Here is a 13295-nt window from a genome sequence, read left to right as displayed (position 1 = left end):
CTGGCAGCGCGAGCGACGAAGCTGAACGAAAACTTGTCCGATCCCGTATCGCCATATTGCGAATCTGGAGCGGGCGTCAGAGGCAGCCGGCCTCGATCTCCCTCAGGTAGATGAACTCGGTGGCCCGAACCCCCGCGACACGCATGGTCTCGACCAATTCCGCTGGAGCGAGGCAAGAATCTGTTCTGCACACGACAGGTCGGATCTGATGAGTTCAGACCGAAGAGCGCGATTTCCGAAAAGGCCAATCGATCGTGCCCCCGGCGAACAGTGCCCACCACACGAAGATAGGCTGAAAGGCGAGTCGGGGTCCATGATAGGCCCAGCCCTGCATGAAACCGCCAAAATCGATGCCCTCGAACGCGTGCTTGATGTTCGCTGGAAATACGCAGACCGCATAGAGCGCCAGTGCCACCCCGGCGGCGCGGCGCAGAGCCGGCATGAATAGCAGCGCGAAGGCACCCAGGATTTCCGCGACGCCGGTCGCGGCAACCACCAGCTCCGGCATTGGCACCCAGTCCGGCGTGATCCGGACGAAAGGGCCAGGCAGCCGCAAATGCGCGACACCAGCAGCGAAATAGACGACCCCGAGGACTATCCGCAGCCCCGCACGCGTGATTTCCATGCGTCGCACGGACACCGTCTCCTGCAGGTTCACAACCCGCTGAACCAGTTGTAGCCGTAGGTTTCCCAATAGCCCCCGGTATAGTCGTTGCCGACTTCGATCTCGCCGACATGCTTGGCATTCTTGAAGCCAAGTTTGGTCGGCACACGCAGCTTCATGGGAAAGCCGTGACGGCGCTCCAGTATCCGGCCGTCCATCCACAGGCAGAGCTGGGTCTGCGGATGGAGTGCGGTCGCCATGTCGATGGAGGTCACATACTCGTCGTCGCAGCGGAATGTGACGTATTTTGCGCGGGTGTCCGCGCCGACTACCTTCAGGAAATGCGACAGCCTTACGCCGCTCCACTTGCCGATCGCGCTCCAGCCCTCGATGCAGATGTGGCGTGTAATCTGGGTGAACTGCGGCAGTGCGTAGAGCTGCGGCAGCGTCCAGTCGGCGGCGCGTTCGACCCGTCCGGTGACGTTGAGGACCCATCCTGAGGCTTCGATCACCGGGGCGAGATCGGGCGAGTTGGGGGTGTAGAAGCTGTTGAACGGGAACGGCCGGCTGATGGCGCTTTCCGGATACTCGCGCGCGAGGGCGGAGGGGTTGAAAAGCCAGGCCTGCGCGCGATCGTTGAAATCGTTCATGCCCGACAGCATCCGCTCGGCGCTGAACCCGTCGATGATCTTGCATCCACCGAGAAGGCCAAGCGTGCCCAGACCCAGAGCATTGCGCAGGAATAGCCGGCGGGTGGGAAGATCGAGCCGTTTGGCCGCCTCGCGTAGAATATAGGGGGTATCGGGATCAGGCATGCTTCATCTCCCACGGATCATCGCGAGCAGGCTGCGCGGCACGAGCAGAGCCATCGGCAAGTGGACGGCCACGAACAGGACGATGCCGCCCATCGCGGAGAAATGGATGATGCGAGCGTTGTCGAAATCGCCCATGAGCGCGGTGAGCCAGCCGAACTGGACGGGTTTCCAGATGGCCAGGCCGCTCAGCACGATCAATATGCCCAGCAGGATAACTCCAGCGTAGAGCAAGCGCTGGACGCCATTGTACACTGACAGGTCTTCATGCCCGAGCCGCCCTCGCAAAGCGGAGAGCGCGTCACGGATCGCGTCGCGAGGTGATATGGGCGTCAGCTTGCGGCGGAAGCGGCCACTCGCAAGTCCATAGGTTACGTAGATGAGGCCGTTAACCGCGAGCACCCACATTGCCGCAAAATGCCACTGCAAAGCGCCGATCAGGCCTCCGCCGAGCGTTATCGCCGAGGGAAACGGGAAAGGCGCGATGGGATGGGCGTTGTGGATCTCCCACCCGCTCATCACCATCACGGTCATTGCTGCGGCATTGGTCCAATGGGTCAATCGGACAATCAGGGGATGCAAGGTCATCTTGGCCTCCGGCCTCCGGCGGGACGCCCCGAGAGGCGGGGGTGTGAAATCGGGGCGTCCCGCCTCCGCGCTGTCAGGGCATCAGCACGGTATCGACGACATGGATGAGGCCGTTGCTCTGGTTGACGTCGGCGATGCTGATCATCGAGCGGCCACCATGGGCGTCGGTCACCACCAGGCGGCGGCCCATCTGCGTTACGGTGAGATTCTCGCCCTGGGCGGTGCGCAGCACGGCGCGGCCCTTGCCGGCCTGGACGCGCTGGCGAAGCTGCATGGCCGAGAGCTTGCCGGGAACGACATGGTAGGTGAGGACGCTGGTGAGCTGGCCCTTGTTCTCCGGACGCAGCAGGGTGTCCACCGTGCCGGCGGGCAGCTTGGCGAAAGCGGCGTTGACCGGGGCGAAGACCGTGAAGGGGCCGGGGCTGGACAGGGTGCCGACCAGGCCGGCCGCCTTCACCGCCGCGACCAGCGTGGTATGGTCCTTCGAATTCACCGCATTCTCGACGATGTTCTTGGTCGAATACATCGGCGCACCGCCGACCATCGGATTGCCCGCCGCCATTCCGGCGGCAATGGCGGGAACGAAGGCGGCCGTCGCGCCCATGGCAGCGACAGAAACGGCGAGAGCAGTGAGCACATGATTGAACTTTTTCATCGTGAAACCTCCAAAAAATTGTATTTCGGACAGCGTTCCGATCCTGGAATTCATTTCCAAAGCATTTCGCTTGTCCGACACTTCAATTACGGATCGGGGCCGTCTGACGGATGCATCGACGACCGAATATTTTGTGATGCGGCGCGCAGGACGAGGAGAATGCAGCCACCGATCGAGCGCAATTCATCAGCGGCGGAATCCTCGGCTGGGCTGAAGAGGTAGTCTCCGGTAGAAAAGCAACGCCCGCTCAGACAGAGATCGCCTGCGACGATCAGGAGATGTTCATCCGTACCGATCGGGCGAGAGTCGACAATTACTCCGGGGTCGCATCGCAGCAGCCAGGCGTCTTCGGCCATCTGTTTTGCCTCGGTGCCTGGCGCGATGACCTGCCACTGACCGTCCGGAAAAGTTTCGATCCGTTTGCCTGCCAGTGCCGCCCGCTCATCCGCCAGCGCGGAGACAATGTTGCGCCACAAGTCGGTCGGCGGGACGGTCCGATCACCGATTTGCAGATGCGCCGCCATGTGGCGCTCGAAGCTCGTAATCGCATGTTCGAGTGAGCGATCGTAGAGGCGCGCGCGTGTAAGCGCGTCCCTTTCGATGGGAGAAAGGGCGCCGAGCACATAGGGCAAGGCCAAATTTTCGTGAGCCATCGCGTAATTCCACCTGTTCGGATGGAATTACCGGGGAACGCGTCCAATCGGATGCAGTCGATAGCCCTCTATTGCAGGTTGAGGGGCATGCCAGGCTCGGCCTTGGCCATGGCCCGCTGAAAGGCCGGACGTTCGCCTACGCGCCGGAGCCAGGCACAAATGTTGGGATGCTCAGCGACTGTTTCCCCCGTAAGGCTGCGCATCGTGATCAGCGGAAAGCCCATCATGATGTCCGCCGTCGTGAGGTCGCCGCCGCCGAAATAGTTCGCCACGCCAAGACGCTGTTCGGCCATGTCCCACATGCGGCGGCGCCTCTCGGCCACGAATGGAGGCACTTCGACACCGCTTCGCCTGGCGCCCCAATGTTGCATGGTCGTCGGCATGAAGCCGCCGTTCGCAAAATGGAACCAGAACAGATGGGCTGGCAAATCGGGGCTGTCGGCAGCGGGCACCAAATGCCCGCTGCCATGACGCACAACGATATAGTCGATGATCGCGCCGCTCTCCGCCAGAACGACCGCGCCATCGTTGACGATCGGGGCCGTACCTGCGGGATGAAGGGCCTTGTAGTCGTCGGGCGCGAGGAAATTGTCCTTCCTGCGCTCGTGGAGCTTCAAGTCGTAGTCGAGGCCGAGTTCTTCGCAGAGCCAGACGATCCGCTCGGACTGCGAGATTCGCAGATGATGTACGGTGAGCACAGGCTATCCTCCCGATGTGCAAGGGCGGCGGGCCGTTCCACTGCCTATGACAGGCTACGCAGGAGCAGCGCCTTTCGGATGCACGCCGCCGCCAAATTTTTGCCGCAGGTCTCGCCGGTCAGGCTGCGTACTGGATCAACAGGAGGCAGCCGCCCTCGGTCCGGGCTTCTCCGTGATCGTTGCCGGCAGGAGAGCTATGCCAGTCCCCGGTGCGGAACGTGCGTCCACCAACGACAAAATCGCCGGATATGACCACTACATGTTCGGTCTGCGCATGGGGGTGCGCCGGCAGGACCGAGCCCGGCTCGCAGCGCAGCATCACGGTCCCTTGATTCCACAAACTCTTGATCTCGATGCCCGGGAGGAACGGTTGCCACTCGCCCTCTTCGCAAGCGGCAGCGGTCTTGCCGGCAAGCGCAGCGCGTTCCTCCGCGATCGCGCCGGCAATGCGATCGAAGAGGCCTGCAGACGGGGTCAGCGTTCCAGCCAGTCCGGTCATAGGGGCCAGGCTGCCCTCCAGCGTGCGGATCGCCTCGTCGAGTTTGGGGTCCGACAGGCGATCTTGCGCCACCGCCTCGCGCTCCAGTGGAGAAAGGGCGCCCATCACGAACTCGAGGGCCAGTTCGTCGCGGGTCATGATTCCATGCACTCCTTCAGACTTCGCGTTCCGCGGCGCACCCAGCTTTTGACCGTGCCCAGCGGCGTCGACAGTTGCTCCGCCAGTTCCACATGGCTGAGGCCATAGGTGTACATCGTGACGATGGCCCTGGCCTGATCTGCGGGAAGCCGGCCAAGGCATTGCCCCAACCTTGCATCCGGCGGCTCGACCGGCTGGACCGCCAGGTCGATCACGTCAACGGCTTCGAGTTCCTCGGCCGGGCGCCTCCGCCGGACGTTATCGAGCGCGGCATTGCGCGCAATGATGCTCATCCAGGCGAGCGGGCTTCCCCGCGCGGCCTCGTAGCTGCCGGCCTTGCGCCAGATGCGCAGGAATGCCTCCTGCACGGCATCTTCGGCCGCATCCCGATCGCGGAGGATTTTCATCGCGATGGCAAGCAGGCGGCCCGCGGCCACGTCATAGAGCCCGCGAAACGCGGCCATGTCGCCCGTGGCGACAGCGCCCAGAAGCTGCTCTAGTTCCTGCATGCCTGAAACCATCGCCATAACATCTTCTGGCATACGGACCGGCGTCCTTCCTGATCCCCGCTCAATCGTTTACCGCCTCGATTTGCAATGGTTGGGCGAAGAGCCGGCGCAGCGCAAGCTTGTCGATCTTGCCGGTTGCGCCAAGCGGTACGGAAGCAAACACGATCCGTTCAGGCAGCCAGTATTTGGGAACCAGCGGGCGCAAGTGGGCAAGGATCGATTCATCCGAGGGCCCATCGCCCTCATCGCACTCGGCGATCAGCAAGGGGCGTTCGCCCCAGCGCGGGTCGGGAATGGCGATGACGGCCGCGCGCCGCACGCCGGGGCAGCCCATGGCGTGGTTTTCCAGTTCGACCGACGAAATCCATTCTCCGCCCGATTTGACCACATCCTTGGCACGATCGACCAGTTTGATGAAACCGTGGCCGTCGATCACCGCGATGTCGCCGGTATCGAACCAGCCCTCGGCGTCAACGGCATCCTCTTCTGCCCCGTAATAGCGGCGCACGACGGCCGGTCCTCGTACCTGCAACGAGCCGGGGGTTGCATCGTCATGAGGGCATTCCTTGTCATCCGCGCCTACGATCCGCGCCTCGACGGGAAAGAGGGCGCGGCCCTGCCGGGCTTTGCGGGATACGACTTCTTGCGCGGTCAGGGCCGCCTCATCGGGCATTACGCTCGAAATCGCGCCGAGCGGCGAAAGCTCGGTCATTCCCCAGCCGTGCATCACTTCGATGCCGAGGTCTTCGCGGAACGCGCGGACCATTTCGGACGGCACTGCCGCGCCGCCCACCAACACGCGGGCAAGGCGGCCGAGCGAAGCGCCGGTTTCGCGCACATGGCGCAGCAGATCCTGCCAAACCGTCGGGACGGCGGCGGCGAACGTCACACCCTCGGCCACGATCAGCCGTTGTAGCGACGCGCCGTCGAGCCTCGGTCCCGGCAATACCAGCCCGGCCCCCGCCATCGGCGCGATGTAGGTCCACCCCCAGGCATTGGCATGGAACATCGGCACGATCGGCAACACGACGTCGGTCGCGGCGATGGCGAAGCCGTTGGGCTGGTTCGAGCAGAGCGCGTGAAGGAAGTTGGAGCGGTGGCTGTAAAGCACCCCCTTGGGATCGCCCGTCGTACCCGAGGTATAGCACAGCCCTGCCGCGGTTTCTTCGTCGAAGCCTCCCCACACGGCGGCGGAGGGATCTCCGGCGCCGAGAAAATCTTCCAGCGACGAAACTGCTATCGTCCCGATCGGCAATGCCGCGCCCTTGCCACTGGCGATGACGATATGTTCCACGGTCGGCAAGCGGTCGGCGACTTGCCGGAGCGTGTCCGCGAACTGTGCATCGACCACCAGCAGCCTGTCGCCCGCATGATTGATCAGCCAGGCGAGCCGGACCGCATCGAAGCGCGGATTGAGCGTGTGGACCACGGCGCCGATCCCCATCGCGCCATACCACACAGTCATATGCGGCAGATCGTTCCACAGCAGGGTACCGATCCTGTCCCCAAGGCCGATCCCATAAGCCGCAAGCGCCGCGCTGAGTGCCTTCGCCTCATCCTGCAAGGAGGCGTAGTCGCTTGCCGTGATCGACCCATCCGGGCGCTGCATTGCGATCCGGCGCGAGCCGCTCGTGGATGCGGCATGGGCCAGTATCCGGTCCAGTGTCATCGGCCAGTTCTGCATCAATCCGCGCATTCGCTTTCCCCCGGGACAGATAGGTGATCCCTGCCGATACGGCCCGGCATGCCCATTCGGATGCACGCCCGCCAAAGCCCCGCGCGAAAAAATTTCGTTGGCATGCATCCAGCGCGGCTATGGCCAGCGTATCGCCCGCATGAACGGCGCATATTTTTGGGACGGACAAGTGAAGCAGAGGCAATTCCAGCTCGTCAGCGAATGGCGGATCGATGCGCCGCTCGATCGGGTGTGGGATGCGCTCTGTGCGGCAGAGGACTGGCCCGGCTGGTGGCCGTCGGTCAGGCGGGTCGAAACGCTTGCGCCCGGCGACGAGAACGGCATCGGCGCGGTGAACCGCTTCACCTGGGCGACGGCGCTGCCCTATGACCTGTCGTTCGACATGACCGTTGCCGCCATGGAACCGATGCGCCGCATCGAAGGCTGTGCGACCGGCGAACTGGAAGGCCTCGGCGTGTGGACGCTGAGCCGTTCTGACGGCTCGACGACGGCGCGCTATGATTGGCATGTGGACGCAGCAAAGCCCTGGATGCGGCGTCTTGCGCCGCTACTCGCCCCTGTCTTTGCCTGGAACCACGACAAGGTGATGCGCCGGGGAGAAGAGGGTTTGCGCCGATATCTGTGCGCGAAGCAGGGATGAAGCGCAGGCGCCTGCTTCTGGGCGCGCTCGGCTTTTTGGCAGTTGCGGCTGGCTTGGCGGCATGGAAACCGCTCGCCGCCTTCAACCTGCTCGTCCCGAAGGACGGCGGCGCCGAACTGGCCAAAGCCGACGTCGCCTATGGCCCGCTTCCCCGCCAGCGCCTCGACATCTATCGCCCCGCACATGCGGCGAAAACCTTGCCGGTGATCCTGTTCCTTTACGGCGGCGCCTGGGACAGTGGCAGTCGGCAAGACTACGCCTTCGCCGGGCAAGCGCTCGCGTCGCGGGGCTATCTCGTGGTCATTCCCGACTATCGCCTTGTTCCCGAAGTACGCTTTCCCGATTTCCTGCGTGATTGTGCCTTGGCGATGCATTGGACACGGGCGAACGCGGCAAAGTTTGGTGGCGACGGTGACCGGGTGGTTTTGGCTGGTCATTCGGCGGGCGCCTACAACGCCGCCATGCTGGTTCTCGACCCCCGCTGGCTAGGCGGTGACCGAACCGCCGTTCGTGGCCTCGTCACGCTTGCCGGGCCATTCGACTTTCTGCCGCTCGACGATCCCGCCAGTATCGCAGCGTTCTCGCACTGGCCCAGGCTTCAGGAGACCCAGCCGGTTCACTTCGCGAACCCCAACGCCCCACCCGTGCTTTTGCTGCACGGCGCGGGCGACATCCGCGTGCGACCGCGCAACAGCTTGCGACTCAAGGCCGAACTGGACCGCGTCGGCGCGAAGGCGGACCTGCGTCTCTATCCGGGGGTCAGCCATGCCGGCATCCTGCTTGCGCTGTCGCGGCCGCTACGCGGCGGCGCGCCCACCCTGGACGACATCGACCGCTTTGCGCGCCAGGTGACGCAGTAGCTGCATCCAAACGCCTCTCCGGTTCCGTAATTTCCGGGTCAAGACGGCTTTTTGCCGGCACTTGAGCGGAGACAATCGACATGAGGATTTCAAATATTCGGACATTGGCCGCATTTGCAGCAGTCGGCATGGCTACTGCTGCATCGACGGCATGGGCCCAGACGGACGACTTGCCTTTCGACGGGCCGTATGTGGGCGTGTCGATCGGCGGCGCGTTTCAGAGCAACGACACGGGGTCGAGCATCCTGTTCGACCGCAATCTCGATGGCCGCTTCGGCGACACCATCACCACCGCAGCCGGCGCCAATGCCTTCGCGCCCGGATTTTGCGGCGGCGCGGCCAACACCAACGCGCCCGCCGGTGGCTGCCGCGGTGACAAGGACGGCGTCGATTTCGCTGTGCGTGCAGGCTACGACAAGCAGATTGGCAACGCAGTGATCGGCGTGCTTGCCGAATTCGGCAAGGCCGACATCCGTGACAGCGTTTCCGCCTTCAGCGTCACTCCGGCAAGCTACACCCTGACCCGCGAACTCAAGCACAACGGGCGGCTCGCGGCCCGTGGTGGCTATGCTTTTGGCCGGACGCTCATCTACGGCACCGGCGGCTTCTCGTGGGGCAGGGTGAAGAACAGCTTTGCCACAACCAACACGGTCAACGTCTTCACCGGCAACGGCAACAGCACCGTCACGGGCTATAACGTCGGCGGAGGTATCCAGCACAAGCTCAGCCGAGCCATCTCGGTAGGTGTCGAATATCTCTACACCGATCTCAAGGACGACGACTTCCGCCTGCGCGTCGGCCCAGGCCTTAACACTCCAGCCACCAATGCCTTCATCCAGGGCAATGCGCAGGGGACCGATTTCGCCCGCAGCGATGATCGATTTCGCTACCAGGCGGTGCGGGCAACCCTGACCTACGGGTTCTGAGCAGGCACGGGAGCCCAAAGCACGGATAGCAGCCATCGGGCTGCATCCGTCGCAGGGCGACGTTTCGTATTGGAGACAAAGCGGAGTTCCCCATGCCTCTCGAAGACCTCTTCAATCTTTCGCTACCACTCTTCTTCCTTCTGGCTATGGGCACCGAAGCGGTTGGACGGTCTGGGCGCTGCTTTCCCACAGTACGACGTTGGCGGTTGTTGGGCATTTCGGCTCTCGTCGTCACGCTGGCGGTCAACGTCCTGGTCGCCCCGGCTGTGCTAGGCCTGTTGCCCCTTCACTCGCCCCTCGACTTGCGAGAACTGGAGCTTTGGGCCGCCGTCCCGACCGTCATTCTCACGACCTTCTTCACCTATTGGACGCACCGCATCCAGCATCGCTACGACGTCCTGTGGCGCCTCGGTCACCAGTTGCACCATTCGGTACAGCGCATCGACATTGCCTCGGCCATGATGTTCCATCCCATCGACGTTGCTGTTCAGGCTGCTGCGACGACACTCGCCGCATGGCTGCTGGGTGTCTCGGTGGAGGCAGCGGCGCTGGCAGGCGCGATCGGCTTTGCCATCGCGCTGTTCCAGCACTGGAATGTCGGAACGCCGCGCTGGATCGGCCTTCTGGTTCAACGGCCCGAAGCCCATTGCCTCCACCATGAGCGCGAAGTTCATGCCCGCAACTATGGCGACCTGCCGGTCTGGGACATGCTGTTCGGCACCTATGCCAACCCTGCGCAAGTCGATGTGCCGGTGGGCTTTGCCGGATATCGCAGCAAGCGGATCGGCTCGATGATCCTGTGCTTCGACGTTCATGCCGGTGGCGGACGATCGAATGATCAGGATGCCATGATGCGCGCGGAGCCGAACCCATGACACCGCGAAGGCGCACATTCCAGCGGTGGGCGATCATCACGGTCGCGCTCGCCGGCCTGCTTGCTGCGCCATTGCCGCTGCTGCCGGACAGGATCGTCCGGACGTCCGCCGTGATCGACAGGTCGCCCGAAACGGTCTTCGCCTATGTCACGACACCGGCCAACTGGCCGCGCTGGCACCCCTCTTCGCTCCGTGTCGAAGGGAAGATCGACCGGCCCGGTCAGGTCGGCGACCGGGTGGGTGAGGACTTCCGTGTCGCCGGGGTCCAGGGCCATGCCGTGTGGCGTGTCACCGAACGGGTCGCACCCTGGCGCTGGTCGATCAGCGGTGTGACAGGACACAGCGGGCGCGGAACCGTGACCTATCACCTGCGCCGGATTGCCGGGACCACCGAATTCGTGCGGGAGTTCCGTTACCGGCGCCCGAGCCTGCTGTTCGCACTACTGGATTCCGCCTGGCTGAACCGACGCATCGTAGCGGAATCGGAAACGGCGACCAGCAATCTCAAGCGGAACCTGCAAGCCCTGCCCGATTCCGCAGCGCTTCCGTCCGAACAGGTCAGGACGGAGCTGTATTTCGGACGAAGCGTTCGGGATGGGCCGCCCGTTTCGGTTCTGGACTGGAGGCGCTTCATCGCCCGCGAGGTCAGCCCTCGTTTCCCCGCCGGTCTGACCGTGGTCGATGCCAGCGGGCAGTTTCGGGATCGCGAGGGCGGCGTCAGTGAGGAAGGCACCTTCCTGCTCATCATCATTCATCCCGCCGGTCCCGCCTCGGAACGGCACCTAACAGCCATCCGCACCGCCTACAAACGTTGGTTCCGCCAGGAAGCCGTGCTGCAATCCGACAGCCCCGTGTCGGTCATCTCGTGAAAGGAAGACACTCATGAAGATCGTCATCGCCCGCGCACAAGTGATATCCGACATGCGCGAAGTCTTCGTAGGGGCTGCGGGCGCCTGCGTGGCCGCGACGCGGCGGGAGCCCGGCTGCCTTGCCTACGACATGTATGAAAGCCTGACCGAACCCGGCGTATTCGTCGCGGTCGAACAGTGGGAGAGCGAGGTGGCCATCGACGCCCACTTCCTGCTGCCGCATACCGCCGCCTTCCTGGAGACCGCGGCGCGGTGCGTCACCACTCCTCCGCTTATCGAGGAATATGAGGCGAGCGAAAGGCGCGTCCGATGAGGCAGCGCGCCCATGCGATCGTCCTGGGAGGCGGCATCGGCGGGCTGCTTGCGGCGCGCGCGGCCGCTGAGCATTTCTGTCTGGTGACCGTCGTCGAGCGCGACCTAATTCCGGCCGAACCCTCTCCCCGCAAGGGTGCTCCGCAAGGCTATCACACCCATGGCCTGCTCGCCCGCGGACGGCAGATCATGGAGTACTGGTTCCCGGGTTTCACCGATGAACTCGCGCAGCGGGGCGCCATGATCGGCGACCTTGGGCAGGCAGTGAGCTGGCTGGGCCATCAGACTTCGCTGCAGCCCGTCCATACCGGCCTTACCGGTATCGTCGCGCCCCGCCCGCTCGTCGAATGCGGTCTGCGCCAGCGTCTTCTGGCAATGTCCCGTGTGAGGTTTCGGGAGGGCTGTAAAGCGGAAGAGCTGATCCATGACGATGTCACCCGCAGCGTCACGGGCGTCAAGATCCGCGTGGGCGGGAAGCTCGAATTGCTTGCGGCCGATCTCATCATCGACGCCCGTGGGCGGGGTGCGCCCGTAACCCGGCAACTGGCAGAATGGGGCTACGGGAGCATTCCCGAGAGCAGGATCGACATCGGCCTCGGCTATGTGACCCGGCTCTATCGCCGCGATCCGGCCGACCTCGATGGCCGTCTTGGCATCGTTGTTGCCGGTGGACCGCCCAGCTGGCGCACGGGTGTCATCGCTTGCCACGGTCCGGATCTGTGGACTGTCTCGATCGGTGGCTATTTTGGTGATCATCCCGCCATGACCGAAGATGGCTTCCTCGAATTTGCCCGCACGATGCCGACGCGTGAAATCGCAGCGGTCATCGAACGGGCCAAGCCGGTTTCGGATCTCATGACCATCAAATATCCCGCAAGCCGACGCCGCGATTTTGCTTTGATGCGGGAGTTCCCGACGGGCTATCTTCCGTTCGCCGACGCAATCTGCAGCTTCAACCCGGTTTACGGGCAAGGAATGTCGGTGGCCGCCGAGCAGTCGCTCTTGCTCGACACGGTCCTTGCCGATGGAGATGATCACTCGCTCGCGCAGCGCTTCTTCGAAGCAGCCGAGACGATCATCAGCACTGCGTGGAGCATGTCGACGGGCAACGATTTACGGCATCCAAAAGTGGATGCACCGCGCTCCATCGTCGCTCGTGCGATCAACCGCTACATGACCTTGGCACATCGCGCAGCCGCGGCGGACGGGCAAGTTTCGCGCACGTTCCTTGAGGTCGCAAATCTCATGGCGCCGCCTTCCAGACTGTTCAGTCCGAGCACGCTGTGGCGCGTGGCCAAGGCGAACCTGAGGCTGGCTGGCACCAGGGCCTGGCGATACATACGGCCTATCACACCGAGGCGCGCATGGTCGGCGGACGTCAGAACTGTTTCCTGAAGCTCAATTCCACGAACCGTCTGCGCGGATCGAGATAGCCGTGCTGGTAGGCGAGCTGTTCGCGCCATTCCACGACCTCGTGGGCAAAATCATATTCCCGATGCAGGCAAAGTCATTGCCGCTTGGGATGGTCAGCCAGAACCTTCAGCTTGACGGGCCTGCGTTTGGCGATGTCCAGCGCCCACTGGACATGCATCGCAGCAAACTCGTCGCCGGCTTGATCCAGCAACGTCAGCGTTTCCCGCATCAGGTTGATTGCCCGATCCCGGGCCAGACTTCTGGTCATAGTGGCGTTTCGAAGTTGCCTAACGAGGCTCGTGCAATATCCACCCGGCACCCTTTCTCGTACATGCTTGTTCAGCCCAGCGGCATTGACGTTGCAGATAGCCGGCGGCACGTCTCCACTTGGGAGACGTGCCGGCCCTGGAACCGGGTGTTGGAAACCTGCAAACAAGACAGGCGCGGACGCCTTTAGCCGGGTGGCCTGGACATGCACGTCCGCCACCCGGTCGAGAAGCTCGACCAGCTCTTGTTTGGGAGGTTTCCACGCCTCCACCCGCAGGTGC

17 protein-coding genes are annotated in these 13295 nt (G+C 63.6%); 7 read left to right on the top strand and 10 right to left on the bottom strand.

The window, feature by feature from the left end:
• Positions 1 to 214: 214 nt before the first annotated feature.
• The 9 genes from FA702_RS01610 to FA702_RS01570 all read right to left on the bottom strand — a co-directional run bounded on the left by FA702_RS01610 (position 215) and on the right by FA702_RS01570 (position 6918).
• Entirely contained in the window at positions 215 to 625 is a 411-nt protein-coding gene (locus FA702_RS01610) for a MauE/DoxX family redox-associated membrane protein (protein WP_136957201.1), read from the bottom strand.
• A 29-nt stretch (positions 626 to 654) separates the two neighbouring features.
• Positions 655 to 1419, bottom strand: coding sequence for a molybdopterin-dependent oxidoreductase (locus tag FA702_RS01605; RefSeq protein WP_136954753.1), 765 nt, complete (start codon positions 1417 to 1419; stop codon positions 655 to 657).
• A gap of 3 nt (positions 1420 to 1422) precedes the next feature.
• The gene (locus FA702_RS01600) at positions 1423 to 1950 is read right to left on the bottom strand and encodes a cytochrome b/b6 domain-containing protein (protein ID WP_255504667.1); all 528 of its coding nucleotides are present in this window, start codon (positions 1948 to 1950) and stop codon (positions 1423 to 1425) included.
• 127 nt (positions 1951 to 2077) lie between these two features.
• Positions 2078 to 2659 carry a fasciclin domain-containing protein gene (locus FA702_RS01595; protein ID WP_136954751.1) on the bottom strand — a complete coding sequence of 194 codons (582 nt, stop codon included), beginning with the start codon at positions 2657 to 2659 and terminating at the stop codon, positions 2078 to 2080.
• 86 nt (positions 2660 to 2745) lie between these two features.
• Positions 2746 to 3312 carry a hypothetical protein gene (locus FA702_RS01590; protein ID WP_136954750.1) on the bottom strand — a complete coding sequence of 189 codons (567 nt, stop codon included), beginning with the start codon at positions 3310 to 3312 and terminating at the stop codon, positions 2746 to 2748.
• A gap of 68 nt (positions 3313 to 3380) precedes the next feature.
• Positions 3381 to 4010: a glutathione S-transferase family protein gene (locus FA702_RS01585; RefSeq protein ID WP_136954749.1), complete on the bottom strand. Its 630-nt coding sequence runs from the start codon at positions 4008 to 4010 to the stop codon at positions 3381 to 3383.
• A gap of 118 nt (positions 4011 to 4128) precedes the next feature.
• Positions 4129 to 4647, bottom strand: coding sequence for a cupin domain-containing protein (locus FA702_RS01580; RefSeq protein ID WP_136954748.1), 519 nt, complete (start codon positions 4645 to 4647; stop codon positions 4129 to 4131).
• Positions 4644 to 5174 (bottom strand): sigma-70 family RNA polymerase sigma factor, encoded by a 531-nt coding sequence (locus tag FA702_RS01575; RefSeq protein WP_168195973.1) that lies wholly within the window; start codon positions 5172 to 5174, stop codon positions 4644 to 4646. The genes FA702_RS01580 and FA702_RS01575 overlap by 4 nt, the downstream gene beginning before the upstream one ends.
• Positions 5175 to 5217: 43 nt before the next feature.
• Positions 5218 to 6918, bottom strand: coding sequence for a long-chain-fatty-acid--CoA ligase (locus tag FA702_RS01570; RefSeq protein WP_255504780.1), 1701 nt, complete (start codon positions 6916 to 6918; stop codon positions 5218 to 5220).
• A 103-nt stretch (positions 6919 to 7021) separates the two neighbouring features.
• Here FA702_RS01570 and FA702_RS01565 point away from each other — a divergent pair, with 103 nt between their 5' ends.
• The 7 genes from FA702_RS01565 to FA702_RS01535 all read left to right on the top strand — a co-directional run bounded on the left by FA702_RS01565 (position 7022) and on the right by FA702_RS01535 (position 12729).
• Entirely contained in the window at positions 7022 to 7492 is a 471-nt protein-coding gene (locus FA702_RS01565; protein ID WP_136954746.1) for an SRPBCC family protein, read from the top strand.
• Positions 7489 to 8352: an alpha/beta hydrolase gene (locus FA702_RS01560; RefSeq protein WP_136954745.1), complete on the top strand. Its 864-nt coding sequence runs from the start codon at positions 7489 to 7491 to the stop codon at positions 8350 to 8352. Before FA702_RS01565 ends, FA702_RS01560 begins: the two co-directional genes overlap by 4 nt.
• A gap of 128 nt (positions 8353 to 8480) precedes the next feature.
• On the top strand, positions 8481 to 9278 hold the full coding sequence (locus tag FA702_RS01555) for an outer membrane protein (RefSeq protein WP_255504666.1): 798 nt from the start codon (positions 8481 to 8483) through the stop codon (positions 9276 to 9278).
• A 92-nt stretch (positions 9279 to 9370) separates the two neighbouring features.
• Positions 9371 to 10153: a sterol desaturase family protein gene (locus tag FA702_RS01550; RefSeq protein WP_136954743.1), complete on the top strand. Its 783-nt coding sequence runs from the start codon at positions 9371 to 9373 to the stop codon at positions 10151 to 10153.
• Positions 10150 to 11022 (top strand): DUF3574 domain-containing protein, encoded by an 873-nt coding sequence (locus tag FA702_RS01545; RefSeq protein WP_136954742.1) that lies wholly within the window; start codon positions 10150 to 10152, stop codon positions 11020 to 11022. The genes FA702_RS01550 and FA702_RS01545 overlap by 4 nt, the downstream gene beginning before the upstream one ends.
• 13 nt (positions 11023 to 11035) lie before the next feature.
• On the top strand, positions 11036 to 11335 hold the full coding sequence (locus FA702_RS01540) for a putative quinol monooxygenase (RefSeq protein WP_136954741.1): 300 nt from the start codon (positions 11036 to 11038) through the stop codon (positions 11333 to 11335).
• Entirely contained in the window at positions 11332 to 12729 is a 1398-nt protein-coding gene (locus FA702_RS01535) for a monooxygenase (RefSeq protein WP_136954740.1), read from the top strand. The genes FA702_RS01540 and FA702_RS01535 overlap by 4 nt, the downstream gene beginning before the upstream one ends.
• Positions 12730 to 12841: 112 nt before the next feature.
• Here FA702_RS01535 and FA702_RS22660 read toward each other — a convergent pair whose 3' ends face one another.
• Positions 12842 to 13015: a hypothetical protein gene (locus FA702_RS22660; protein WP_168195972.1), complete on the bottom strand. Its 174-nt coding sequence runs from the start codon at positions 13013 to 13015 to the stop codon at positions 12842 to 12844.
• Between the last annotated feature and the right edge of the window lie 280 nt (positions 13016 to 13295).

Origin of the sequence: Novosphingobium sp. EMRT-2, assembly GCF_005145025.1 — a bacterium.
Classification (GTDB): Bacteria; Pseudomonadota; Alphaproteobacteria; order Sphingomonadales; family Sphingomonadaceae; genus Novosphingobium.
This window is presented reverse-complemented; position numbering and strand designations above follow the sequence as displayed.

Coding starts and splice junctions, on each gene's coding strand:
- FA702_RS01610 (WP_136957201.1), bottom strand. CDS start 625: ATGGAAATCACGCGTGCGGGGCTGCGGATAGTCCTCGGGGTCGTCTAT.
- FA702_RS01605 (WP_136954753.1), bottom strand. CDS start 1,419: ATGCCTGATCCCGATACCCCCTATATTCTACGCGAGGCGGCCAAACGG.
- FA702_RS01600 (WP_255504667.1), bottom strand. CDS start 1,950: ATGACCGTGATGGTGATGAGCGGGTGGGAGATCCACAACGCCCATCCC.
- FA702_RS01595 (WP_136954751.1), bottom strand. CDS start 2,659: ATGAAAAAGTTCAATCATGTGCTCACTGCTCTCGCCGTTTCTGTCGCT.
- FA702_RS01590 (WP_136954750.1), bottom strand. CDS start 3,312: ATGGCTCACGAAAATTTGGCCTTGCCCTATGTGCTCGGCGCCCTTTCT.
- FA702_RS01580 (WP_136954748.1), bottom strand. CDS start 4,647: ATGACCCGCGACGAACTGGCCCTCGAGTTCGTGATGGGCGCCCTTTCT.
- FA702_RS01575 (WP_168195973.1), bottom strand. CDS start 5,174: ATGGCGATGGTTTCAGGCATGCAGGAACTAGAGCAGCTTCTGGGCGCT.
- FA702_RS01560 (WP_136954745.1), top strand. CDS start 7,489: ATGAAGCGCAGGCGCCTGCTTCTGGGCGCGCTCGGCTTTTTGGCAGTT.
- FA702_RS01555 (WP_255504666.1), top strand. CDS start 8,481: ATGGCTACTGCTGCATCGACGGCATGGGCCCAGACGGACGACTTGCCT.
- FA702_RS01550 (WP_136954743.1), top strand. CDS start 9,371: ATGCCTCTCGAAGACCTCTTCAATCTTTCGCTACCACTCTTCTTCCTT.
- FA702_RS01545 (WP_136954742.1), top strand. CDS start 10,150: ATGACACCGCGAAGGCGCACATTCCAGCGGTGGGCGATCATCACGGTC.
- FA702_RS01540 (WP_136954741.1), top strand. CDS start 11,036: ATGAAGATCGTCATCGCCCGCGCACAAGTGATATCCGACATGCGCGAA.
- FA702_RS01535 (WP_136954740.1), top strand. CDS start 11,332: ATGAGGCAGCGCGCCCATGCGATCGTCCTGGGAGGCGGCATCGGCGGG.
- FA702_RS22660 (WP_168195972.1), bottom strand. CDS start 13,015: ATGACCAGAAGTCTGGCCCGGGATCGGGCAATCAACCTGATGCGGGAA.